We start from the raw sequence: 22251 nt of genomic DNA, 5'->3' as shown, positions 1-22251 counted from the left end.
GTAGGCCATGGATAACATCGCCAATCTAATGCACGGCTTTTCAGTCGCCCTGACTACGCATCATATAATATTGATGATGGCGGGCGTGCTGCTGGGAGTGCTCGTCGGCGTGCTGCCGGGCCTCGGCGCGCCCAACGGTGTTTCGCTGTTGCTGCCGCTAACCTTCAGCATGGACCCGGTCTCGGCCATCATCCTGCTGACGTCTCTCTACTGGGGCGCGCTCTTCGGCGGCTCGACCACCTCGATTCTGTTCAACATCCCCGGCGAGCCTTCTTCGGTCGCGACGACATTCGATGGCCACCCCATGGCCAAGCAGGGCCGAGCCACGGAAGCACTGTCCTTCGCCTTCCTCTCTGCCGGCTTCGGGGCGCTTGCTGGCGTCATCCTGATCACGCTGCTCTCCGGCTGGGTCGCGAAGTTCGCACTTAAATTCTCCTCGCCTGAATATTTCGCGGTTTATTTCATGACCTTCGCCAGCTTCATCGGGCTCGGCGGGACCTCGCCACTCAAGACGGTCGTCTCCATGGGCGTCGGCTTTACCCTGGCCTCTATCGGCATGGACTCGGTCTCCGGCAATGTCCGCCTAACCTATGAGTTCGACGTGCTGCTCGCCGGCGTCTCGTTCCTGATCGCGGTTATCGGCCTGTTCGGCATCGGTGAATTGCTTCTGACGATGGAGGAGGGCCTCAAATTCGAGGGCGTCGCCGCTAAGGTCCGCATCCGCGACGTTCTGCTCACGGCGGCCAAGCTGCCGCGCTATTGGGTGGCCCTGCTGCGCTCCAGCGCGATCGGGATCTGGATGGGCATTACGCCCGGTGGGCCGACGGCAGCCTCCTTCATGAGCTATGCCATGGCGAAGCGCTCGTCTCGCAATCCGGACAAGTTCGGCAAGGGCGAGCCTGAGGGCGTGATCGCGCCGGAGACAGCGGACCATGCCGCCGGCTCCGCCGCGATGCTGCCGATGCTGGCGCTGGGCATTCCGGGGTCAGCGACGGCCGCCGTGATGATGGGCGGCCTGATGATCTGGGGGCTGAACCCCGGCCCCACGCTGTTCACAGACCGTCCCGACTTCGTCTGGGGCCTGATCGCCTCGATGTATCTCGGCAATGTCGTCGCGGTCGTGGTCGTGCTGGCGACGGTTCCCTTGTTCGCATCGATCCTACGCATCCCGTTCTCCATCATCGGGCCTGTGATCGTAGTGATCTGCTTCATCGGCGCCTTCACCGCTGCCAGCAAGGAGTTCGACATCTGGCTGGCGCTGGCCTTCGGCCTCGTCGGCTATGTTTTTAAGAAGCTCGATTATCCTATCGCGCCGCTGGTGCTGGCCATGGTCATCGGTGACAAGGCCGAGGACGCCTTCCGCCAATCGATGATCTTCAGCCAAGGCTCGTTGAGGATCTTTTGGTCCAACCCGCTGGTCTCGACACTCATGGCGATCGGCCTGACCCTGCTGGTGCTGCCGGTAATCGGACACGTCAGCCATTACTTGCGTCGGCGAAACGCAGCGCGCATCGCGCGTTGAACATCTCTGCAGAAAACGCCGCCATAACGAACCTAAAACGAGCATCCCGAGACGTGCCGCCGGCGTCGTCACGCGCTTCGAAGACGATCCGACCTCGACCGTCGGCATCACCTCGGGACAGCTCCAGATCTGTGCCACCTCGCTGCCGCTGCTGAACCAGTTGCGCAAGGACAACCCATCGCTCGATCTGGACACCAAATTCGTGATGAAGGGGTTTCCGCTCGGCATCGCCTTCCGCAAGAACGAGCCCAAGCTCGCAGCAAAGCTGAACGAGTGGGTCACTGCCAATCTCAAGAACGGCAAGCTGGTCGAAATCTACGGGCGGTATCACGGCGTCAAACTGGTGCCCGAGGAACTGGCCGCGAAATCCTCGGCGCGCCTGGCCACGCTCGCTACTTGCTCAGCAGAATTTCGACGAAGCGCGATGCGAGCCGTGACAAGGGCCGGCTCCGCACTGTCATCAGACAAATGGTGATCGGGATTTTCGGCGTCACCAAAAGTCGCGTTAGACCGTCGAAACGTTGCGCTTCGATCAGAAGGCTGTCGATCAAGGTCACATCGCCGTGCTGCGCCATTAGATGGGCCGCCGAGATGCTGTAGGGCACGGTCATGAACGGCGCATAGTTGAGCCCCGCGTCTTCGTGTGCGCGGGCAATTAGCCAGCCCAACGGCGACTTTTCCCGGTCGAAACAGATTAGTCGCCGGCTCTTGAGATCGTTGAGGCTGACGGAGCGGCCGAGCGCGAGAGGATCATCGTCGCGAACTAGAGCGATGATCATAGCCTGCGTCAAAGGCGTCAGTGCGATGTCGTCGGTGACCCGCGGCGAGAACATAACGCCGATATCGGCGTTCCCCTGTGACAGCTCCTTCGGTGCGTCGCCCATGATCAGTTCGATCCGCGCCTGTGGATACTCGGTCACGAGTCGTCGAAGCGCCTGCGCAATCAGGCCCTGGCCGATGCTGGGCGTAGAGGCAATCCGCAGTGGCAGGGCTCGTCCAGACCGGAGTTCGTCCACAGCCTGGCGCAGATCGTGCCATTCATCCTCGACAGCGCCGAGAGCACGCATCAGGGCGTGCGCCTGCGGACGAAGCATAAGGCGGCCGTCTCGGCGCTCGAACACAGCGACACCCAAGCCTACCTCGCTGCGCGCAATGATCTTGCTAACGGCCGATTGCGTCAGGTTAAGTTGCCTAGCTGCTTCGACGGTGGTCCCGCAGCGATCAACCGCTCGCAGCACACGCGCATGGAAAGGCGTCAGCCCGCTCATGTTGCGGCTTCGGCCAGACGGTCCAGCAGGATCCGCGCGGAGCGGTCGAGCGGCGTGCCATCGCGGTGATGCGCATAGGCGGTCACGAGCGGGCTGGCCGCAAGCGGTCGGATGGAGAGATCTTCGGTCAATCCGCTGCTGATTACGAAGCCATCGACAACGGCAATCCCGACGCCCTCGCGCGCAAGATGGCAGGCGGTGTCGGTATGGCGAACTGTGATCGCGACACGGCCGGCAAGGCCGCTTTGGGCAAGAGCGGCCTGGAAGCTGTCCGAGCGGCTGACACCATCCGGTCCATAGCTGATCAACCGCTGGTTATCGAGATCGGCATGCGCAAGTGTCTCGCGGCTCGCGAGCGGATGCTCTTGTCCAAGCACGCAGACGAGCGAGCTGCGGCGCAGTTCGATGTCAAGCAACCCGTCGATCGCCATGGGACCGTAGGAGATGGCGAGATCGACGTCGTCGGCGACGAGATGATCGCGAACATGATCGAAGACGACCTCGACGGCCGCACTGTCAGCCAGGGCAATCCGTGCACTGGCGATCGCAGGCGGGAGGATGCTATGCGCGAGCCCCGGCACGGTCGCGATGCGCAGCCGGTCCGCCATGCCGACGTGGATCATGTCCGCCTCGTGTAGCGCGCGGCGAAGTGAGCCAAGGGCTGGTCGCGCCAATCGCGTCAGCTCGATTGCCTCTGGCGTTGGCGTTAACCTACCCTGGACTGATGCGACGAGGCTTAGATCAAGTTCCTGCTCGGTCTGATGCAGCGACTTGATGACTGCGGACTGGCTGATGCCGAGTCCCTGCGCCGCCTCACCGGTTCCACCCAACCTAACGAACGCGTTGATCACATGCAGGGCGTTGAGCTTCATCGCCCCTATTCCATTCGGTTGATGATCTTGCCGAATCTTTCATTGGCGAGACTAGGCCCGACCGTGTGAGGGTGCAACATGCCGCGGGACAGCGGCCAAGATCAGGGGATCTGCATGACCACATTACGCTCCATGGTATCTGCCGCCGCGCTTAGCCTAGCGATTTTTGCTCCATCGCTGACCGTCGCGCCGTCTCCCGCTTTCGCCAAGGGCATTCTGAAGCTCGCGCAGACCCAGGATCTGGTCTCACTCGACCCAATCGCGACCAGCGACAATGCCTCGATCTTCGCGCAGCTCCTCGTGTTCGACACGCTGCTACGCCCGAGCAAGGACGCGACCAAGCTCGAACCTGGCCTGGCGGAAAGCTGGCAAGTCAGCGCCGACGGTCTCACATACAGCTTCAAGCTGCGTGAGGCGAAGTTCTCGGACGGCACGCCGGTCACGGCCGGCGACGTTGCCTTCTCCCTGAAGCGGGCTGGCAGCGACGCCAGCAACTGGAAACGCTTCTTCGCCGGTATCGATCAGATCGAGACGCCCGACGATCGCACAGTGGTTCTGAAGCTCAAGAAGGTCTTCACGCCCCTTCTCAACAACCTCGCCCTGTTTTCGTCGGCGATCCTGCCGCAGAAGGCGTTCGAGGCAGCATCTGGCACGTTCTTCGAGAAGCCAATCGGCTCGGGGCCATTCACGGTCGCCGCTTGGAACAAAGGGCAGGGTCTGTCGCTAAAGAAGAACGCAAATTACTGGCAGGCCGGCAAACCCGACCTCGACGGGGCCGAGCTGATGGTCATTCCCGAGGGCAACAGCCGCGTGCTCAAGCTGCAGGCCGGCGAGATCGATGCCGCGCTCGAAATCCCTCTGAACCAGATGCAGGGCCTCAGCCGGGCTGGCACAATCAAGACCGCTGTCGCCAACGTGCTGCGCAGCGACTTCGTCCTCATGAACACAAAGAAGAAGCCCTTCGACGATGTCCGCGTTCGACAGGCTCTCAACTACGCCATCGATAAGGAAGGGCTCGTCAAGGCACTGCTATACGGGGCGGGTAAAGTGTCGAATTCACCGATGCCACCGATGGCCTATGCGGATCCTGATCTCAAGCCCTATGCCCACGACATCGCCAAGGCCAAGGCCCTGCTCAAGGAGGCGGGCTATGCCGACGGCTTCAAGACATCGCTGTTGGTGCATTCGGGCCGGCCGCTCCATCGCCAGCTCGGCCAGGCCTTGCAGAGCGCGCTTGCACAGATCGGCGTCACCGCCGAAATCCGGCTCGTCGAGGGCGGCACACACTGGTCCACGACCAAGGCCGGCGACTACGAGATGGCCGTCTCCTACGCGTCGAGCGACACGATCGACCCCGACCAGATGGCCGGGTTTCTGATCGTCAATCCCGAGCGCGCCAACGCCTACCACACCGAATGGAAGAGCGAGCGCGTCAACGAGCTCTACGAGAAGGAGCGCGCCACCAATGACGGGCCGGAGCGCGGCGCGATGTTCAAGGAGATGGTCAAGCTTGCCCATGAGGGCTCGCCGTCAATTTTCCTGTTCTATCCGGGCACGTCCTATGCCTATCGCAGCAATGTCGAAGGTTTCGAGGTGCTGCCGACCTCCAATTTCCGGCTGGAGGACGTCAAGCTGAAGTGAGGCTCGGGGCGGCCCCCGGGGCCGCCCCACTCTTCAGTCGCGCATCATGCTCAATTACATCCTTAAGCGGCTGGTCCAGCTCGTGCCGGTGCTGTTTGGCATTACGCTGGCCTGCTTCTTTCTTCTGCGGGCACTGCCGGGAGACCCGGCGACGCTGCTGCTCGGCGCGCGTGGCGGGCCCGACGAGATCGCGCTGATGAAGCAGCGGCTTGGGCTCGACCTGCCGCTTTGGCGACAATATCTGCTCTTTCTGGGAGATATCTTGTCGGGCAGCCTCGGCCGCTCAGTCGTTTACGGCCAGTCCGTCACAACCCTAGTGCTGGAGCGCCTGCCGGCGACGCTGTCGCTCGTGGCCTACTCCACGATCATCGCCGTGGCGCTGACGATCCCGCTGGCGTTGTTGTCGGCCGTCAAGCGCGACCGGGCGGCGGACGTCCTGATCAAGCTCGTTTTCACGGTCCTCCTCGCGATCCCGTCCTTCTGGCTGGGTCTCGTGCTGGTCGTCGTCCTGGCGATCTGGGTGCCGTTGTTCCCGACCTCGGGTTATGGCACGGGCATCTTCTCGCGCCTGCACCACCTCACACTTCCAGCCTTCGTCATTGCACTAGCGACGGCATCTCTGACCATACGCAGCCTGCGCAGCGGCATACTCAACGTGCTTGGCTCCGACTACGTCACCACCGCCCGTGCCAAAGGTAATGCGACGGGTCGCATGATGCGCGTGCATGTGCTGCCGAATGCGCTGATCAGTTCGATCTCAGTGCTCGGCGCCCATACCAGCTGGGTAATCGGCGGCACGGTTGTGATCGAGACCGTCTTCGCCCTACCAGGGCTCGGCTCGCTGTTCGTCGAGTCAATCTTCGCCCGCGACTACCCGCTGATCCAGGGTTTGACGATCGTCTTCGCCGTGCTGGTCGTCCTGATCAATCTTGCGACGGACATCGCCTATGCGCTGGCCGATCCGCGCATCCGGCTGGAATGACGCATGAGCAAGCGCCGCCTCGACCCGACGCTCCTCGTCGGCCTTGCCATGCTCCTGCTGCTCTGCCTGTTCGTCGGCCTCGGACAGGTCTGGACGCCGCACGATCCCTTCTTCGTGGATTACGGCAACACCCTGCAGCCGCCCTCTGCAACGCATTGGTTCGGCACCGACGACCTCGGCCGCGACGTCGCGTCACGCGTGATGGTCGGCGGCCTGGTCGACCTGCGGGTCGCGCTAGTCTGCGTCATGGCCCCCGCCATCCTCGGCATCGCGATCGGCGCGCTGTCGGGCTTTATCGGCGGGCGTGTCGACACGGTGATTATGCGCATCACCGACATCTTCTGGGCCTTTCCTTTCCATGTGCTGGTGATCGCCATCGTCGGCGTTCTTGGGCCCGGCGAGTCCAACCTGTATCTCGCCTTCCTGCTGGTGAACTGGATCTCGTTTGCTCGGATCACGCGCGGCGAGGTGCTAGTGCTGCGCGAGCTTGAATTCGTTCAGGCAGCGCGCAGTTTCGGTTCTACCAACACACGTATCGTGACACTGCACATCCTGCCCAACGCCGTGACGCCGGCGATCGTGTTCGCTATGGCCGACATTGTTTTAACGATCCTTGCCGTGACCTCGCTGTCGTTCCTTGGCCTCGGCATTCAGCCGCCGACGCCCGAATGGGGGCTGATGATTTCCGACGGCCGGCAGTTCCTCTTCGACGCTTGGTGGATAGCGACCTGCCCAGGCCTCGCCATCGTCTTCACCGGTGTAACCTTCGCCTTGATCGGCGAGGGTCTCGATACGGCGCTCAGGCCAAGGGGCTGAGGCGCTTCCGATTTCTCCGCTACGCAATGCGAGACGATCATGAGCTTCTTCACCGAGAGTTCCAAGCTGCAGCGGATTGGCGCGCTGATCGAGGGACATGCGGCACCGATCTATGCTGCGCGCGGCATCCCTTTCGAGCAGTTCGCATATGTTTTGACACAGCCAGGCGAGGATGGCGGCAAACCTCAAGGCGCGGCCTTGCGAGCCGATTGGCGATGCTATCCCTGCTCGCTGGTGAAGGTGTTCCACCTCGTCGCTGCCCAGATGCGACTGGAGGACGGCCGCCTGTCTCCCCACAACGAACTCGACCGGGCGATGCGCGACATGATCCTGTGGTCGTCGAATTCGGCGACCAACTACATCATCGACCTGCTAACGGGCACGACCGGCGATACGTTGCTCGACGAACAAGCAATGACCGATTGGCGTGAGCGCCGCGAGGAGATCAATCGGATATTCGAAGCCCTGCATTGGCCGGAACTCGACGGCATCAATCTCAACCAGAAGCTCATGGACGATCTGCGGTATGGCCGCGAAAAGGTGGCGCTCGACCTTTCGCCTGCTGGTCACAACTGTTTGACGCCGATCTCGATGGCGCGCCTGATGCACGAAATATTCAGCGAGACCACGCTGCTGACGCCCGCTCGGCGCGCGATCGTCCACGACCACCTCGCGCGCGATCCAAACAGCACCTATCGTGCTCGCGGCGTCTACCAGTTGCTAGGCTATCTCGGCGACGCGTTGCCCGAGGGCACGCACATCTGGTCCAAGGCCGGCCGCACGCGTTGGCTCGGTGATGAGCGCGCCGCGTTTCGCCGGCACGATACACTCCGCGCCATCCTGCCGAGCGGTCAGGAATTCCTGCTCACTGTCTTCACACAAGGCGAGGCGATCGCCGAGGACGACAGCTTCCTGCCTGCGATCGCTTCGCTGGTCGCTACCGAGTTGCTTCGCGAATGACGCGACGCCGTCAATGAGCGTTGCCGCAAAAAGGCTTGCGGCTGAAGGACCAGGTCCCTCCGAAGCTAGGCTCAGGACTCGTTGCTCACAGCCAGAAGATGACGGCTGCGGCGATACAGATGGCCGAGAAGAATGTGTGAGCACATCGGTCGTAGCGTGTGGCGATGCGTCGCCATTCTTTGAGCTTGGCGAAGAGGTTCTCGACCTTGTGGCGCTGGCGGTAGAGCGTCTTGTCGTAGGGATAAGGGATTTTCCGGCTTCTGCTAGACGGAATGCAGGGTTCGATGCCTTTGGCGACCAGCGCCTGGCGGAACGCGGCGCTATCATAGCCGCGGTCGGCGATGAGGGTTTTGGCTGGCGGCAGGGCAGCGAGCACGAGGCTCGCGCCCTTGTGGTCGCTCATCTGGCCTTCCGAGAGCAGCATGATGATCGGGCGGCCGGTATCGTCGCAGACGGTGTGGAGCTTGGAGTTCAGCCCGCCCTTGGTGCGCCCGATACGACGGGGAACAGCCCCTTTTTGAGCAGGCTCGCCGCCGTGCGGTGCGCCTTCAGATGCGTCGCGTCGATCATGATCCGCTCCGGCTTGGGCCCTTCGCCGGCGAGCCCGGCGAAGATCCGGTCGAAGACACCGAGCCGGCTCCAGCGGATGAAGCGGTTGTAGAGTGTCTTGTGGGGACCGTAGTCCTTGGGCGCGTCCTTCCACTGCAGGCCGTTGCGGATCACATAGACGATTCCGCTCACTACGCGCCGGTCATCGACCCGCGGAACCCCATGCGACAACGGAAAATACGGCGATATCCGCGCCATCTGCCGCTCGCTCAGCAGAAACAAATCACCCATCACGGCGTCCTCCCAGACACCGTGAATCACATCTCAAACCAAATTAATAGGTCCTGAGCCTAGTCTAGGTTTGCCGACGGCGCTGGCTAAATACCCTCACATTCACAAATGCTTCCGCGACTAGTTCGGGACTCCAGCACGATCACAAGTCGGGTTGGCACAACCGCGCCACGTCACTCTGAGCGATCCTTCTTGACCGCTCGGAAAAAGCCGTCGTCTTGTGTGCGGTGTTCAACCTAAATGGAGCTCTGATTAGTGAAGCTCGACAGCCGAATTCAAGACCTTTTCGGCATCGAATTGCCGATCATACAAGCGCCCATGGCTGGCTCAGTCGGGTCCGCTATGGTAATTGCTGTCTCTGAGGCTGGCGGGTTGGGATCACTTCCTTGCGCGACACTCGATGCAGCGCAATTGCGAGATGAGCTTGGCGTAATCCGCAACGCCACTGCACAGCCTTTCAACGTAAATTTCTTTTGTCATCGCCCGCCAAGCATCGACCTGGCTCGCGAGGCCGCGTGGAGACGACGGCTTGAGGCCTATTACCACGAACTGTGCGTCGATCCCGCCCACCCGGCACCTATAACGATGCTTAACTCGTTCGATCGCGAGATGTGTGACACATTGCTAGAAAGCAATCCTCGCGTCGTCAGCTTCCATTTTGGCCTGCCAGACCCCGTGCTCGTCGACCGAATCAAGGCATCGGGAGCCAAGCTCATTGCCTCCGCAACATCTGTCGAAGAGGCTCGCTGGCTGGAGCATCGAGGCTGCGACGCAATTATCGCCCAAGGTTTCGAAGCTGGGGGCCATCGCGGAATGTTCCTGGAAGACGACATCGCGTGCCAAACCGGCTTGATTGCTTTGGTGCCGCAGGTCGTCGACGCCGTCCGTGTTCCTGTTATTGCTGCCGGCGGTATCGCAGATGCTCGCGGCATTATGGCGGCGTTGGCTTTGGGGGCATCCGCCGCTCAGATTGGAACAGCATACCTTCTCTGCCCTGAGGCCAAAACTAGCGCAGTTCACCGCATTGCGCTGAAAGATGCCAAAGATAACGCGACGGCGCTAACGAACGCTTTTACCGGCCGCCCTGCGCGGGCTTTCATGAATCGCATAATTCGTGAAGTCGGACCAATCTCGGAGTTGTCACCGGACTTTCCTCTGGCAGCTGCTGCAGTAACTCCGCTGCGCTTGAAAGCCGAGGCTGCCGGTTCCAGCGACTTTTCTCCGCTTTGGTCTGGCCAGGCAGCTGTGTTGGCCCGAGAACTTCCTGCGGGGGAGCTCACACGAGCTTGGGGCGCTGCCGTAGCTGCTGGGCTAGGCCCAAACAACGGCCGGCTGACTGCGCGGTAAGCTGGCCCGCCACCGGCCTTGGGCGTCTCTGGCCGATCAATTTGCGTGTGCGATCCATTTGGCGAGCGGGCCGGGAAGGCCCAAATTCTCTTTCGGTGCCGGCCGACTAAAGCTGCCGGTGCTGGCTTTGAGTGGCCGCAGCGCGACCAGTGTCTCGGCCTGCTTCACTGCCGCCTGGACCTGATCAATCACCGGCACTGAGATCCGCGCTCGCACCTTGGCCGCAAGACCAGAAAGCGGTGCGCCTGCTAGGATAATCGCGTCGCAATTTGTCTGAACAGCAGTCTCGTTGGCCAGCGAGACCAAAAGCTCTTCTTTCTCCTCCTGCACGTCCGATATTGTGCGGAATGCGCCATCGAGCATGCGAATGCCGACACAACGCTGCGCCATCCCATGTATTTCGACGCATTCTTGATACCAAGGGCCAAGTGCGGTTGCGAAGGTCACGATGGCGAAGCGCCGGCCGAGCATGCAGGCCGTCAGCATCGCCGCCTCGGCCATTCCGACCACAGGGACCTCAAACAGCTCACGAGCTGCGAATAATCCTGGGTCTCCGAAAGCGGCTATCACCGCCGCATCATAGCCACCGGCCCGTTCAGCCAGCATCTCGAGGACGACGGCACCGCCGAGTTGTGCCTCGGCGCGTGTCGAAATGTAGGGGACGCCACGTGAGGCGGTGGCCGGAACGAGTTCGGTGTCGGGCGAGACCACCTGCTTTGCCGCATCCATCAAAAGCGCAGTCAAGCTCGCACTGGTATTAGGATTGAGCAGTAGGATTTTCATGTCAGGACGCCCTCGCGGTCAGCCGCGGATCGCGAAACAGCCGGCCCCATGGCGCCAAGAGCTCGACCGAGACGCCGGCCGCCATTAGACAGCCCCACAAGGTTACCGCGACCGAATCTAGCATCAGCGGCCCCTCCTTCGTCTCCGCCTCCGTTGCGACGCGGGCGCCATTCATGTTGGTGCATAAAACGGTGACGACGTCCGGAGCGGCAGCGGCGACCTCCGCGATCAGCCCCGCGATGACCTCTTCGGAGATGGTTCCGAAAGCGAAATTATCGCGGATGCGCAGATGCCGCTCCGCGGGGCAGGCAATGCCAGCCGCAGCGAAGGTCGCAATGATCTTCTCTTGGACATCGTCGGTGTATGGTGAGACCACTGCCTGGCTGGTGGCGCCAATACGTTCAAGGATGTCGACCAAGGCAAGAATGCAGGTGCTTGCCCTGATCCCAGTTGCTGCCGTGATGCGCTGGGCCAGCGCTCGATCACGCTCGATTCCAAGCCAACTTGCCGAGGTGCCGTTCCAAGCGATGACATCGACCTTGGCATGGGCGAGCAATTCGGCGGCGCGAAGGATCTCGCTATCGTCGAACTGAGCCAATGCGCTCGGATCTAATGCGATCTCCGTCACCTTAAAGCGACTGAAATGGGCGCTAATGCCGGGAACGCCTGCCAGCATCGCATTCGTCACCGGCTCCAGCACGGTATTGGAGGACGGCGTAAGCATGCCAATTCGCAGCATTGTGTCAGACCTGCACAGGCTGAGAGATGTTGCTCATGGCCGGTCCGGAATGGCTTCGCGGCTGGCGTCGGTCGCCAAGGCGAAAGCCATCTCCACCGCAGCAGAGGGTGTCTCTGCGATCGAGATTTCCACGGTTTGGCGCTCGTCCAGATATTTCCCGTCCTGCAGGCAGGGAATGATGCGGTCGGCCCAGCCCCCAGAACCCTTTAGGATGACGACGGGACGAGCCTCGGCATAGGCGATGGTCAACTCGTTCAGGGTGCCGCAGCTACCGCCAATCATGATTAGTGCGTCGCATGAGCGAGCGGTCAACAGGTTGCGAGCGCGGCCGAGCCCGGTTGGAAAGACCAGATCGACATACGCGTTGGCGGTCTTAGGATCCATCGCCGGCAGGAAGCCTACAGTGAGACCATCTGCAGCCTTCGCGCCGCGCGAGGCTGCCTCCATGACGCCAAAGCGCCCGCCTGTGACGATGACCCCACCCCGCTCGGCGACGAGTCGGCCGACCTCCTCGGCCGCAGCCATTGTCTGAGTGGAGACGATGTCGTTCTCGTGCTGCTCGTTCTTGCCGATCACACCAATGGTCACGCGCATGGCTTTGCTTTCTTTCGTGCAGGTTGGTCAGGATGAAAGATGGGCCCGCAGTGCTGCGAGCCGACGGTCGGCTTCGTCTTTGCGGGCATCGAGCAGGCCGGAGATCCCCGGCGCGGCAATTGCGAAGCTGGCGGAGACGGTGCCGTAAAGCACGGCCTCGGTAACGTCGCCGGTCAGGTGCATGCCTGCTAGGAAGCCGCCACAGAAGGAATCGCCCGCACCCGTCAGGTCGACTACCTTCGCGCCCGGCAGCGCGGGCATGTCATAGGGTTGAAGATCCTGCAGGATGATCCGACTGCCTTGGGCGCCGCGCTTCAGGACGATCCTGCGGGCGCCACGATGCTGCATCTCCGCGAGCACCGAACCTTGGCTGCAGCCTCCGCCGGCTTTCGCAACATCGTCTTCGCTTGGCAGAACGGCGTCGATACGTGCGAACAGAGCGCTGGCCTCATCGCGACTGAGATCGCGCTCATCATACCAGGGGGAATCGACTTGGATCCATGTGTCGCTAGTAGCGCGGACCCGCTTGGCAATTGATTGGTGGCGTTCGACGGGCATCGCTGCGCAATGTATCGCAGAGGCTGCTGGCAGCCATTTCGCGGGTATATCGGCTCCATCGGGGGCGAAGGCTGTCCAGATCGCAAACCGTTGGGCCATGCCGGCGATGCCGTAGTCGATGAACCGCTGGCGCTCGATCAACGGAATTTTCTCCACAACGTCTGGAGGAAAGGCGCGCACCCGGCTGCCGTCCGCGGCGTAGCAAAAGGCCACATTCATGCCGTGCGGCTCCAGCACGTGCCTGATGCCATCGAGCAGCATTCCACGTTCTGCCAGCATATCGAAACAAGCTGCTGGAAAGTCCGAGCCGGCTCGGGAAACGAGCCCGACCCGGTCGTGCCAGATCTGAGCGGCAAGAGCAGAATAGATGACATTGCCGCCATAGCTTTGCGGCAGTCTGACACCTTCGGCCGTAATTACATTATCCAGCGTCAGGCTGCCGGCGCAAACGAGAAGATCGCGCGTCACTTGACGGCTCCCGGAGCGAGGCCGATCAGCAGATACCGTTGTCCGAGAAATGCGACGAGCAGAGCTGGCACGATTGCTAGAATCGTCGCCGCAGCCAGCTCGCCCCAGCTGACGTAGACTTCGCCGACGAACGTCGAGATCGCAACCGGCACGGTAAAGGTGTTGGACTTCGCGAGAATCACCGCAAACAGGAATTCGTTCCAGGAGGTGATGAATGCGAAGATCGCCGACGCAGCCAAGGCCGCCTTTGCGATCGGCATCACAATCAGGCGAAAGACCTGCCAATCCGTAGCACCGTCCATGATCGCGGCTTCCTCGATCTCGGGCGGGACTTCGTCGAAAAAGCTTTTCGTCATCCAGAGCACGATGGCGACGCTGAAGACGCTGTGAGTCAGCGCGATTGCACCGAGATGCCCGAGCAACCCCGTCTGCTGGAACACGACGTAAAACGGGATCACGAGCGCCACCGGCGGCATCATGCGGAACGAGAGCATCCAATACGACCAGGCGGGGGATTTGGGCTTGCGCCGTCCCGAGAGCCCGTATGCACCCAGCGTCCCAACCGTCAGTGCGATCGCAGTCGAGACGACGGCGACGATGACGCTGTTGCCGATGAAGGTGACGAACTTGCCCGACCCACTCAGAACATTCGCGTAATTGGCAAGCGTCGGCGCGAAATCGATGATCGAAGGTGGCCAGGTGAATATATCGCGGCGCAGCTTGAATGAGATCACCAGCACCCACAAGATCGGGGCGAGGAACAGCAGCAGGATCGAGAGACTGGCTGCATAGACGAGGGCGTTTCCCAGCGAGCGCCTCATGCGCGCCGCCCCGAAAGGCCGGTCCGGCTGTTCCACATCACCATCAGCAACGCGAGGGCTCCGACCACGACCAACATCAGCGTGGCCACGGCCGAGCCGTAGCCCAGATCGAAGAAGGTCATCGAGGTCTGGTAGACGAGATAGGAGATCGTCTCGGTCGCGTCTCCCGGGCCGCCCGCAGTAGTGGCGTAGATCAGGTCGAACACCTTGATCGCGTCGATGATCCGGAAAATCGCGACAGTGGTCACGATCGGCGCGATCAGGGGCAATGTGATGTAGCGAAATCGTTTGAGAGGACCGGCGCCGTCGAGCTTGGCTGCCTCGTAGAGTTCCACCGGAATGACCTGGAGACCCGCCAGCACGAAGAGAACGACGAAGGGGATCCACTGCCAGGCGCTGATCACGATGACGGTTTGAAGGGCGAAAGACGGGTCGGCCAACCACAACGGCGGATCCAGCCAGCCGAGCAGCTGCAGCACGTATTTTACAATCCCAAAATCGTCCGAGAGAAACAGCCGCCAGATCATTCCCGCGAATACCGGTGCGATCATCATGGGCGCCAGGAACAGCGTCCTGACGATGCCCAGACCCGGCAGTCGGTGGTTGAACAACAGCGCGATCGCGATGCCGGCGACCAGCTGCAATAAAACGCTTCCGACGACGAACCAGCCCGTGGTCGCGATGGTGCGCCAGAAATGGCCGTCTTGCAGCAACCGGAGATAGTTACCGAGGCCGATGAAACGCCAGCTGCCTGGCCGCGTCAGGTTCCAGTCGAACAGGCTCGCGCCGACGAGGCCGATGAGCGGCAGAGCGATCAAGAGCAGGCTCATGAGGGCAGCCGGCACAAGGAACAGCGAAGCCGAATTCAGGCGGAGACCGGTCCGTGCCCCGTAAGAAGTTGTCACGCTCTGTTGCATGTCGTCGGGACGCGTCGCTACCCAGGCGTTACTTCATCGGTTGCCCGGCATCGGCAACGATCTTGCGGATCTTTTCATTGGCAAGTTTGAGCGCCTCTTCAGGCGTGCTCTTCCCCAGAGCGGCATTGTTCAGTTCGAGACCGAGTGCTTCCTCGATCTGAGGATAGAATGGGTAGCGAGGACGATAGTCCGGGAAGACCTGGCCAGCGCGTTCAGCAGCGGCGACCTCGGCAACCCAAGGGTAGAGCTTCTGCACCTGCGGATCCTGGAGTGCCGAATAGCGCACAGGCGTTCCATTGAGCAGCGCCAGTCGAGTCTGGATGGGGCCGCTGGTCAGCCATTTGATGAAGCGCCAGGAATCTTCGACCTTCTGCGTCTTGGCATTGATGCCGAGCGCCCAGCCGCCGAACGGAATGACGGGTGGGGCCTCTGCTGTTAGGCGCGGCATCGTGGTGTAGCCGACCTTGCCCGCGATGCTCGAGACCTCGGGCTTTGCGAATTCGGGGCCGTTGATCGAGAACGTTGGCGCCATCGCAAGCCGACCCGACTGCATGGCGACAGTCTGGTCGTTCCAATGATGTCCGACCGCGCCATTGGGGGCATACTTCAGCCAACCGAGATAGTGCTTGAGGACTGCCAGCGCCTCCGGCGAATCGAGTGTCGGCGCGAAATCCTCCGGTGGGTTCTTGAGCAGGCGGCCGCCTGCCCCGGTATAGGTCGACAGAAACCACGAAACGATCGGCCCGCCACGCTGGTAGGCCATGGAGATGCCGAACTGGTTCTTGGCCTTGTCAGTCAGCTTCTCGGCCGCAGCGTCGACATCTGCAAAGGTCACAGGCGCCTTGAGACCGGCCTGATCAAACAAATCTTTCCGATAATAGTTCAGGAAGTAATACGCCCCGAAAGGCATGCTCCAGGTCTTGCCGTCCCATTTCGACAAGGCATTCAGCGCGCCTGGCAAAATGTCGGCGGCGTCGTCACCCTTGATGTCGCGTGCGATTAACTCATCCAGCGGCCGGACATAGCCATTCTTGGCCCACTCACCGAGCCAAATGATATCTTGCGCATACACATCTGAATTGGCGCTGCCGCTGACGAAGTCGGCCATCGAGCGCTGCCGGAGCTGCGGGTATGGCAGCACCTGTAGATCGACCTTGATGCCGGTTTCCTTGACGAAATCCGGCACTAACGTCTCGATCAGTTTAAAGCTCGAAACTGCGGTCACGACGATTGAGCGATCCTGCGCGTGGGCAGTCGGCACTCCGGTCGCCGCGATGGCCGACAGGCCAGCCAAAGCGAAAACGAAACGGCGAGAAAAAATCTGCACTGTCATCGAATATCCCCTGCGGCTTGGCCAGGCCGGGCGCGACGTCCGGCATTGACATCATCTGACGACGATCGTCATTTGATGACAAGGGCCATTTTGCATTTTGTATGCTATTATTTGCAACCTGCTCATATATAACGATAATCCGTGCGGGAGATATGGATTTGGCACTTGTTCGGGTGAAGCGAACAGCCGCGACCGCCACACCACGGCGTCGTTTCAGAACAAGCATTCACGGTGAACTCACGGCCGAGCTGCGCAAGATGATCGTTCGCCATGAGTTGCAGCCGGGAGAATGGATCGCCGAAGCGCAGCTGAGCCAAGCGCTCGGCGTTTCGCGCACGCCTTTGAGAGAAGCGCTCAAAGCGCTGGCCGCCGAGCGACTGGTTGTCCTGCACCCGTTTCGGGGTGCCACGGTCACCGACTTATCGCTTGAACAAGTCGAGCACCTTTTCGAGACGCAGGCGATTCTGGAAGCTCAGGCGGCGCGCCTCGCGGCCTCCCGAGCGAGCGCTGCCGAGATTGCGGCGTTCGAGAAAAAGCATCTTCGGATGCTGGGTTACTTTACGCGTGGCGACCGAAAGCCCTACTTCGAGCTCAACCAGGAACTGCACCGCGATCTAGTCGCGATGTCGCATAATCCAGTCATCATTGAAACGCATGCCGTCATCCTGACCCAGGTCGAGCGCGCGCGGTTCGCAGCACTCGACATCGGTCACCGGTGGGAGGAATCCGTAGCGCAGCACGAAGCTATCCTGCTGGCTTTGAAGGCGCGCGACATAGAGCACCTCGGACAACTGGTCGGCATCCACGTCATCGGAACTGGGCAAACAGTTCGAGTAGCACTTCGGACTTTAGAAACGGACCTCCCACTCGCTGCGGTCTGCTCACAAAGCGAACCTTCGCCGCCAGCTGCTCGTAACAATAAAACCCGGTCTATGGCAGGACGTGGGAGCTAAATTCGCATCACAGTTGGAAACGTTCAAGTTACTCCGAACGACGGACTAATCTAGCTCTGCCAGCGGGCTGGATCAGCGCCGAGTTCGGGATTTGCGCGTTGCAACTTCGCAGGTGTCGCCGACAGCTTAGCGGCTGGGACGATGCCGCTTACGACGCGCCCGTCGGGCAATTGGTGCTGGCAGAAGAACGCCGCCGCCGGTTGTGACTCCTGTGACGAGCCTCCATGCTCCAGCCGGCCCAGCCCACGAAGCCAATACGCCGTGCGGGCCAGCGACGCTTCCACAAGCCAGCTGCCTCCCTGCTCGGCTCGACGTTCGAGCGCAATGATGGCGCCGAGCGCCATCAACTGGCCCGTCGCATGATCCAGGGCCTGACAGGGCAGTTCGAGAGGATGCTTGCTGCCGGCCGCAGCCATTTCTGCTTTGTTGAAACCCGTAGCCGTCTGCACCAGAGAGTCGAAGCCGCGGCGGTTCTTCCACGGACCTGTGGTTCCGAACGCGGATAGCTGCACATAGATGATACCTGGGCGACGTGTTGCTACCGCTTGAGGGCCGAAGCCGCGCCGTTCCAGTGCGTGTGGGCGATAGCCCTGAAGAAAAATATCTGCCTCCGACAGTAGCGTCTCAAGTCGGGAGCACTGCTGCGGATCGTCGAGGTCGAGGTTTGCGCTGAACTTTCCCCGATTGGTATCGAGGACCAGTTGCGGGATTGCGGGAAGCTTCTGGGAACTGATTGCCAGAACCTCTGCTCCATGAGCGGCAAAAGCCCGGCCACAGACAGGCCCAGCGATGACACGCGTCAGGTCTAGCACTTTGAGCCCGCTCAGCGGCTGCGAAGCCGCTGCATGCGTCGTATCACGCGGTGCATCTCCGATCCGCTCGATCCGGAGTAATGGTCCCTGCGCCGAGTATCCGGCCTGGGGGTGCGCATCCCATTGCTCGAAACTTTGCAGAGCCGCTCCGACGCCCCCCGCGACAATCAGGGCCTCTTGTAGCGCCATTGCGTCCCACCCGGCGATAGCGAGGGCAAAGGTCTCTAGATCGGGGTCGTCTGGCAGAGCTAGCAGGCGGGTCAGCAGCCGCTTGTGATGCGGAAACGAGATATGCGGACGAAACCAGCCACCGTCGCTTGTGCGAAAAATTCCGGAGAGCGGATCCCGGAATCCCTTGGCTGCAATGCCATCGATGGAGATGAACCGCTCGCTTCGAAATTCGGCGACGGCATGGTCCATCGCGACACTGACGGTTTGGCGAAGGCCCGTGAGGCGACGATGGCGTCGCGAAGCCGCGAGGCCTAACGCCGCCACCGTAACCTGGGCGGCCGCGCCGACGCGAAACGACGACGGCAGCCCGGGCTCCTGCCCGGTCAACTCGACATCGCTCAACGCGGCCGGCGCGCCGCCGACCGAGGCCCAGATGTCAGACAGGATGTCGAAGACTGACTTCATTAGCGTAAGCTTGGCAGTTTCCGAGGTTCGCTCAATCGATCAATTTCAGCGACCGTAGGGTGGTGGTCACCTTTTTGTCCTCGTTGGCCAGGAACTCGGCGAACTTATCCGACGGCATATAGAGATCGACCCAACCGCGAGCTTCGAGCAGCTTCTGCCAGCGTTCGCTTTTCACCATGCTGCCGAGCGCCTTGTCGAGCTTGGCGCGGTCGGCGTCGGAAATTCCGGCCGGAGCGAGAAAGCCGCGCCAGTTAACCAGGTCGACGTCAAATCCCTGTTCCTTCATCGTCGGCACGTCGATGCCCGGCAGGCGGGTCGGCGAGGCGATTCCAATGGCACGCAGCGCGCCAGACTTAATCTGGCTGGCAAACTCATTGTAGCCGCCGGCCGCCGTGGAGATATGGCCGCCCATGACAGGCGCAAGCAGTTCACCACCGGCGCCCATGACAACATAGTTCATCTTGGAGACGTCGCCGTTGAAGGACTGGACGACCGCGCCATAAAGAAGATGATCGCTGCCGCCCGCGGCAAAGCCGCCGAGGGAGAGGGTCGCAGGGTTCTTCCTGTAGGCCTCAGCGAGATCCGACATGTTCCGGATGGGAGAGTTCTTACCAACAACGATGGTCAGGTATTCGCCCGTCATCAAAGCGAGCGGCTTCGTCTGATCCATGCGGACGGGCGATTTGCTGGTCACGATCGAGCCGACCATGCCGATGCCAGTCGCGATCAGATTGACGCCGTTCTTATTCTTCGTCACGAACTCCGCAAGGCCGAGGGTGCCTCCGGCGCCCGGCCGGTTATTGACCTGGATCGATGTCACGATCCCCTCTTCCATGAGTGCGCTTTGGGCTGCGCGTGCCAGCTGATCGTAACCACCGCCCGGGCCGGCCGGCGCAATGATTTCGAGCGATGGCAGCTCTGCTGCGTGGCCGGCGACAGCGCTGCAGGCAAGCGACAGCGCGACAAGAAGACGCTTCATAGTTTCCTCCATTTTTTTAGTTAGACGTAGCCATAGACAACCCCGGCCATCAGTTTGTTGGCCGTCGAATAGACGATTGTGCGTTCCGCATACGAGACCGACTGCCTTTGCTGAACGATCGCTCCAACGCTGAGGACGCCTGACGGACTGCCGACCCGCACCTCTGGAGCATTTGCGATTCTGGCAAGCGCGTTTGGGATCGTGCTCGGCGCCAGCGCGGTCGCGGCCAAACACATCGCTGCTGTCAGCGGCACGGCCTTATGCGCTTTGCCCATCGAGATCATCCGGATTCCAATGTCGTAGTCGCCTGCGCTTACGGGTGTGCCGTCGATCGCAATGTAATCGACAGGAGAATTGACAATTCCGATCTTGGGGCTTGCTTGAGCAGCGGCTGCCGGATCATCTGCAAGCCCCATTCTGACAGCCCCTTCTCGCCTCAAAACTTCCAGCAGCCGAGCCGTCTCTGCATCGGCATCGATCTCGGCGGGCGAGCTGGCCGGCGCGACTCCAAGCTCATGGGCGGCGACGAAGATGCAGGGCAAAGACGCGTCTGCCGCGCTTATCGCAACGCTGCGTCCGGCGACCATGACGTTCTCGATTGGAGCGCCAGAACGGCAGAGGGGACGCGGCGGCATCAGGTATTCGAGCGCGACACGCCAATTGCCTCCCGACACACCTGGCATTTGGAAGTCGCCCTCGTAATCGGGCATCGCATCCTGGAGCGCGAAGCGAGAGTTCACTAGGATGCCCGCATTCATGTTGCGCATGCGGATGAGGGCCTCGCCCTTGTCCGGCATCTCGATCAACCCCGCTTCGAGCGAGAATTGGCCAACGGCGGACGACAGGTTGCCGCAATTGGCGCTGTAGTCGACGAGAGGCGAATCGACTGAAACCTGACCGTGCAAATATTCGATATCGGCCTCGTCATCCTCAGATCTCCGGACGATGATGACTTTGGAAACCGATGAGATGCCGCCGCCGAGGCCGTTCAGTTGACGGCCATATCGATCCGGGCTGCCCATGACCGACAACAGGAACTGGTCACGCGCCGGCCCCGCCGGCGGCAACGCGTCTTCGCGGAAAAACACGCCCTTGCTCGTGCCGCCGCGCATGTAGATCGCTGGCGTGGCCTTTCGGGTTATTTTGGCGGCGGTCATGTCTGCTCTCCTGCATTGATACTGCGCTCAAGCTGACAGCCGGTAAAATATATCTTTCTCACTTCTGTGATCTGATTTTGCTATCAGTGGCCATGGACATCCGCCGACTTCGATATTTCGTGACCCTCGCCGAGGAGCTCCACTTCCGACGGTCAGCCGAGAAGCTCGGCGTCTCACAGCCGCCGTTGTCGATGGCCATCCAATCTCTGGAGCGCGAGTTGGGCTTGGCGCTGTTTCACCGGACGCGGCGGACGGTGTCTCTAACCGCCGCTGGCCAGCGCTATCACGCGGACGCAAAGCGGATTCTGGCGTCTTTGTCGGAAGCCGCTCTTTCAGCGAAGCGTGCTGCAGAGGGTGAAGATGGGCAGCTTCGCATCGGCCTGACGCCGTCGGCCGCTTTCAACCGGATCGTTCCCTCGATCCTAAGGACTTACCGCGCCCGATTCCCTGCCGTCGATTTTTCCCTCTCGGAGGCCAACACGCTGGTCCATATCGAGGCAGTGCGCGCCGGCGCCCTGGATGGAGCGTTCGTCAGGCCGACCGATATCAAGCTGGCGGGCCTCGTGGCGACGACCGTTGTTGAGGAGCCAATGTTGGCTGCAGTCTCGTCCAGACACCGGCTCGCCGACGCCGAGACGATCTCCTTGTCGGCACTCAAGGGAGAAACGATCATCTTGCGGCCACGCCCCATCGGTGAGCGGCTAGTCGAACGGATCGTATCGGCGTGCGAGGGAGCGGGCTTCAGCCCCATCATCGCGCATCAGGACGCGCCGCAGATGACGTCCATTTTGAGCCTGGTCGCGGCAGAGCTCGGGATCACCTTCGTTCCGGCATCGATGGCGGGCGTTTACTCCGATTTCGTTGTCTACAAACGTGTCAGCAGCGACGTCCTGCCACCAGCACTGCTTTCACTCGTTAGGAGACCGATACCGACGCCAACCCTCACTCATTTTGAAATCATCGTCGAACAGCACAAGAGCCGGGACTCTCCCCAATAAGCAGCGCTCACAACATTCATGCCGATTACAGCAGGGTTCGTCCGAGCCTGGGGGCGGGACCTACGTCACTGATTAGCCGTCGCTGATGTTGCACTCTTCGATCGCGACTGGTGAGTGTCGCCGTTCGCAGTCTAGCAGTCCGAACGCTGCAATCGGCCGACATTGCCTGCCGAGAATCGAGCGCCATGCTAGCGAAGGATCAAGACTTCTGCCCTCTTGAAAACCCATTCTGACGCGTCCAAATCGGCGCCATCA

General features: G+C 61.2%; 22 protein-coding genes. 9 read left to right on the top strand and 13 right to left on the bottom strand.

The window, feature by feature from the left end:
- The first annotated feature begins 7 nt into the window (after positions 1 to 7).
- Positions 8 to 1522, top strand: a complete 1515-nt coding sequence (locus tag AXW83_RS21315) for a tripartite tricarboxylate transporter permease (protein WP_066617004.1) — start codon at positions 8 to 10, stop codon at positions 1520 to 1522.
- 160 nt (positions 1523 to 1682) lie between these two features.
- Entirely contained in the window at positions 1683 to 1997 is a 315-nt protein-coding gene (locus tag AXW83_RS28310) for a type 2 periplasmic-binding domain-containing protein (protein WP_442855201.1), read from the top strand.
- On the opposite strand, the gene AXW83_RS21305 is transcribed toward AXW83_RS28310, so the two are convergent.
- Positions 1915 to 2790 carry a LysR family transcriptional regulator gene (locus AXW83_RS21305; RefSeq protein ID WP_082767302.1) on the bottom strand — a complete coding sequence of 292 codons (876 nt, stop codon included), beginning with the start codon at positions 2788 to 2790 and terminating at the stop codon, positions 1915 to 1917. The genes AXW83_RS28310 and AXW83_RS21305 overlap by 83 nt on opposite strands.
- Entirely contained in the window at positions 2787 to 3662 is an 876-nt protein-coding gene (locus AXW83_RS21300; protein WP_082767301.1) for a LysR family transcriptional regulator, read from the bottom strand. Before AXW83_RS21300 ends, AXW83_RS21305 begins: the two co-directional genes overlap by 4 nt.
- A gap of 114 nt (positions 3663 to 3776) precedes the next feature.
- Here AXW83_RS21300 and AXW83_RS21295 point away from each other — a divergent pair, with 114 nt between their 5' ends.
- From AXW83_RS21295 to AXW83_RS21280, 4 genes are read left to right on the top strand one after another with little or no spacing between them, the layout of a single operon-like run.
- Positions 3777 to 5303, top strand: a complete 1527-nt coding sequence (locus AXW83_RS21295) for an ABC transporter substrate-binding protein (RefSeq protein ID WP_066620989.1) — start codon at positions 3777 to 3779, stop codon at positions 5301 to 5303.
- 46 nt (positions 5304 to 5349) lie between these two features.
- Complete coding sequence (locus AXW83_RS21290) at positions 5350 to 6285, top strand: ABC transporter permease (protein WP_066616985.1); 936 nt, start codon at positions 5350 to 5352, stop codon at positions 6283 to 6285.
- A 3-nt stretch (positions 6286 to 6288) separates the two neighbouring features.
- Positions 6289 to 7101: an ABC transporter permease gene (locus AXW83_RS21285; RefSeq protein ID WP_066616983.1), complete on the top strand. Its 813-nt coding sequence runs from the start codon at positions 6289 to 6291 to the stop codon at positions 7099 to 7101.
- A gap of 39 nt (positions 7102 to 7140) precedes the next feature.
- Positions 7141 to 8061 carry a serine hydrolase gene (locus AXW83_RS21280; protein ID WP_066616981.1) on the top strand — a complete coding sequence of 307 codons (921 nt, stop codon included), beginning with the start codon at positions 7141 to 7143 and terminating at the stop codon, positions 8059 to 8061.
- An 85-nt stretch (positions 8062 to 8146) separates the two neighbouring features.
- On the opposite strand, the gene AXW83_RS26760 is transcribed toward AXW83_RS21280, so the two are convergent.
- Positions 8147 to 8901, bottom strand: a protein-coding gene (locus AXW83_RS26760) for an IS5 family transposase (protein ID WP_156640278.1) whose coding sequence is annotated in 2 segments (ribosomal slippage) — positions 8147 to 8568 and positions 8568 to 8901 — 756 coding nt in all. Because the reading frame shifts where the segments join, the coding sequence is not laid out codon by codon here.
- Between the two features lie 318 nt (positions 8902 to 9219).
- On the opposite strand from AXW83_RS26760, the gene AXW83_RS26755 reads away from it, so the two are divergent.
- On the top strand, positions 9220 to 10248 hold the full coding sequence (locus AXW83_RS26755; protein ID WP_442855256.1) for an NAD(P)H-dependent flavin oxidoreductase: 1029 nt from the start codon (positions 9220 to 9222) through the stop codon (positions 10246 to 10248).
- A gap of 36 nt (positions 10249 to 10284) precedes the next feature.
- On the opposite strand, the gene AXW83_RS21260 is transcribed toward AXW83_RS26755, so the two are convergent.
- The 7 genes from AXW83_RS21260 to AXW83_RS21230 form a co-directional block, all read right to left on the bottom strand.
- The gene (locus AXW83_RS21260) at positions 10285 to 11031 is read right to left on the bottom strand and encodes an aspartate/glutamate racemase family protein (protein ID WP_066616975.1); all 747 of its coding nucleotides are present in this window, start codon (positions 11029 to 11031) and stop codon (positions 10285 to 10287) included.
- 1 nt (position 11032) lies between these two features.
- Positions 11033 to 11755, bottom strand: a complete 723-nt coding sequence (locus AXW83_RS21255; protein ID WP_236841732.1) for a maleate cis-trans isomerase family protein — start codon at positions 11753 to 11755, stop codon at positions 11033 to 11035.
- 48 nt (positions 11756 to 11803) lie between these two features.
- Positions 11804 to 12364, bottom strand: coding sequence for a TIGR00725 family protein (locus AXW83_RS21250; RefSeq protein WP_082767299.1), 561 nt, complete (start codon positions 12362 to 12364; stop codon positions 11804 to 11806).
- A 27-nt stretch (positions 12365 to 12391) separates the two neighbouring features.
- Positions 12392 to 13390 (bottom strand): carbohydrate kinase family protein, encoded by a 999-nt coding sequence (locus tag AXW83_RS21245; RefSeq protein ID WP_066616972.1) that lies wholly within the window; start codon positions 13388 to 13390, stop codon positions 12392 to 12394.
- Positions 13387 to 14211, bottom strand: a complete 825-nt coding sequence (locus AXW83_RS21240) for a carbohydrate ABC transporter permease (protein ID WP_066616970.1) — start codon at positions 14209 to 14211, stop codon at positions 13387 to 13389. The genes AXW83_RS21245 and AXW83_RS21240 overlap by 4 nt, the downstream gene beginning before the upstream one ends.
- Positions 14208 to 15041 (bottom strand): carbohydrate ABC transporter permease, encoded by an 834-nt coding sequence (locus tag AXW83_RS21235; protein ID WP_066616968.1) that lies wholly within the window; start codon positions 15039 to 15041, stop codon positions 14208 to 14210. The genes AXW83_RS21240 and AXW83_RS21235 overlap by 4 nt, the downstream gene beginning before the upstream one ends.
- A 115-nt stretch (positions 15042 to 15156) precedes the next feature.
- Positions 15157 to 16461 carry an extracellular solute-binding protein gene (locus tag AXW83_RS21230; protein ID WP_066616965.1) on the bottom strand — a complete coding sequence of 435 codons (1305 nt, stop codon included), beginning with the start codon at positions 16459 to 16461 and terminating at the stop codon, positions 15157 to 15159.
- Between the two features lie 158 nt (positions 16462 to 16619).
- Between AXW83_RS21230 and AXW83_RS21225 the strand changes: the two genes are divergently transcribed.
- Positions 16620 to 17414, top strand: a complete 795-nt coding sequence (locus AXW83_RS21225) for a GntR family transcriptional regulator (protein ID WP_168166128.1) — start codon at positions 16620 to 16622, stop codon at positions 17412 to 17414.
- A 50-nt stretch (positions 17415 to 17464) separates the two neighbouring features.
- Here the strand turns inward: AXW83_RS21225 and AXW83_RS21220 are convergent, their stop codons facing one another.
- The 3 genes from AXW83_RS21220 to AXW83_RS21210 are packed head-to-tail and all read right to left on the bottom strand — an operon-like array spanning position 17465 to position 20998.
- Positions 17465 to 18862, bottom strand: coding sequence for a CoA transferase (locus AXW83_RS21220; RefSeq protein ID WP_066616960.1), 1398 nt, complete (start codon positions 18860 to 18862; stop codon positions 17465 to 17467).
- A gap of 31 nt (positions 18863 to 18893) precedes the next feature.
- On the bottom strand, positions 18894 to 19841 hold the full coding sequence (locus tag AXW83_RS21215; protein WP_066616958.1) for a Bug family tripartite tricarboxylate transporter substrate binding protein: 948 nt from the start codon (positions 19839 to 19841) through the stop codon (positions 18894 to 18896).
- A gap of 20 nt (positions 19842 to 19861) precedes the next feature.
- The gene (locus tag AXW83_RS21210; RefSeq protein ID WP_066616952.1) at positions 19862 to 20998 is read right to left on the bottom strand and encodes a PrpF domain-containing protein; all 1137 of its coding nucleotides are present in this window, start codon (positions 20996 to 20998) and stop codon (positions 19862 to 19864) included.
- Positions 20999 to 21117: 119 nt separating this feature from the next.
- Here AXW83_RS21210 and AXW83_RS21205 point away from each other — a divergent pair, with 119 nt between their 5' ends.
- Positions 21118 to 21996: a LysR family transcriptional regulator gene (locus tag AXW83_RS21205; RefSeq protein WP_168166127.1), complete on the top strand. Its 879-nt coding sequence runs from the start codon at positions 21118 to 21120 to the stop codon at positions 21994 to 21996.
- Positions 21997 to 22251: the final 255 nt, after the last annotated feature.

Source organism: Bosea sp. PAMC 26642 (assembly GCF_001562255.1).
In the GTDB taxonomy this organism is placed as follows: domain Bacteria; phylum Pseudomonadota; class Alphaproteobacteria; order Rhizobiales; family Beijerinckiaceae; genus Allobosea.
The sequence above is the reverse complement of the archived record's forward strand: the minus strand, read 5'-3'. Positions and strand labels throughout refer to the sequence as shown.

What these genes read in the sequence shown, in the direction of transcription:
- AXW83_RS21315 (WP_066617004.1), top strand. Translation starts at nt 8, where the DNA reads ATGGATAACATCGCCAATCTAATGCACGGCTTTTCAGTCGCCCTGACT.
- AXW83_RS21305 (WP_082767302.1), bottom strand. Translation starts at nt 2,790, where the DNA reads ATGAGCGGGCTGACGCCTTTCCATGCGCGTGTGCTGCGAGCGGTTGAT.
- AXW83_RS21300 (WP_082767301.1), bottom strand. Translation starts at nt 3,662, where the DNA reads ATGAAGCTCAACGCCCTGCATGTGATCAACGCGTTCGTTAGGTTGGGT.
- AXW83_RS21295 (WP_066620989.1), top strand. Translation starts at nt 3,777, where the DNA reads ATGACCACATTACGCTCCATGGTATCTGCCGCCGCGCTTAGCCTAGCG.
- AXW83_RS21290 (WP_066616985.1), top strand. Translation starts at nt 5,350, where the DNA reads ATGCTCAATTACATCCTTAAGCGGCTGGTCCAGCTCGTGCCGGTGCTG.
- AXW83_RS21285 (WP_066616983.1), top strand. Translation starts at nt 6,289, where the DNA reads ATGAGCAAGCGCCGCCTCGACCCGACGCTCCTCGTCGGCCTTGCCATG.
- AXW83_RS21280 (WP_066616981.1), top strand. Translation starts at nt 7,141, where the DNA reads ATGAGCTTCTTCACCGAGAGTTCCAAGCTGCAGCGGATTGGCGCGCTG.
- AXW83_RS26755 (WP_442855256.1), top strand. Translation starts at nt 9,220, where the DNA reads ATGGCTGGCTCAGTCGGGTCCGCTATGGTAATTGCTGTCTCTGAGGCT.
- AXW83_RS21260 (WP_066616975.1), bottom strand. Translation starts at nt 11,031, where the DNA reads ATGAAAATCCTACTGCTCAATCCTAATACCAGTGCGAGCTTGACTGCG.
- AXW83_RS21255 (WP_236841732.1), bottom strand. Translation starts at nt 11,755, where the DNA reads ATGCTTACGCCGTCCTCCAATACCGTGCTGGAGCCGGTGACGAATGCG.
- AXW83_RS21250 (WP_082767299.1), bottom strand. Translation starts at nt 12,364, where the DNA reads ATGCGCGTGACCATTGGTGTGATCGGCAAGAACGAGCAGCACGAGAAC.
- AXW83_RS21240 (WP_066616970.1), bottom strand. Translation starts at nt 14,211, where the DNA reads ATGAGGCGCTCGCTGGGAAACGCCCTCGTCTATGCAGCCAGTCTCTCG.
- AXW83_RS21235 (WP_066616968.1), bottom strand. Translation starts at nt 15,041, where the DNA reads ATGAGCCTGCTCTTGATCGCTCTGCCGCTCATCGGCCTCGTCGGCGCG.
- AXW83_RS21230 (WP_066616965.1), bottom strand. Translation starts at nt 16,461, where the DNA reads ATGACAGTGCAGATTTTTTCTCGCCGTTTCGTTTTCGCTTTGGCTGGC.
- AXW83_RS21220 (WP_066616960.1), bottom strand. Translation starts at nt 18,862, where the DNA reads ATGAAGTCAGTCTTCGACATCCTGTCTGACATCTGGGCCTCGGTCGGC.
- AXW83_RS21215 (WP_066616958.1), bottom strand. Translation starts at nt 19,841, where the DNA reads ATGAAGCGTCTTCTTGTCGCGCTGTCGCTTGCCTGCAGCGCTGTCGCC.
- AXW83_RS21210 (WP_066616952.1), bottom strand. Translation starts at nt 20,998, where the DNA reads ATGACCGCCGCCAAAATAACCCGAAAGGCCACGCCAGCGATCTACATG.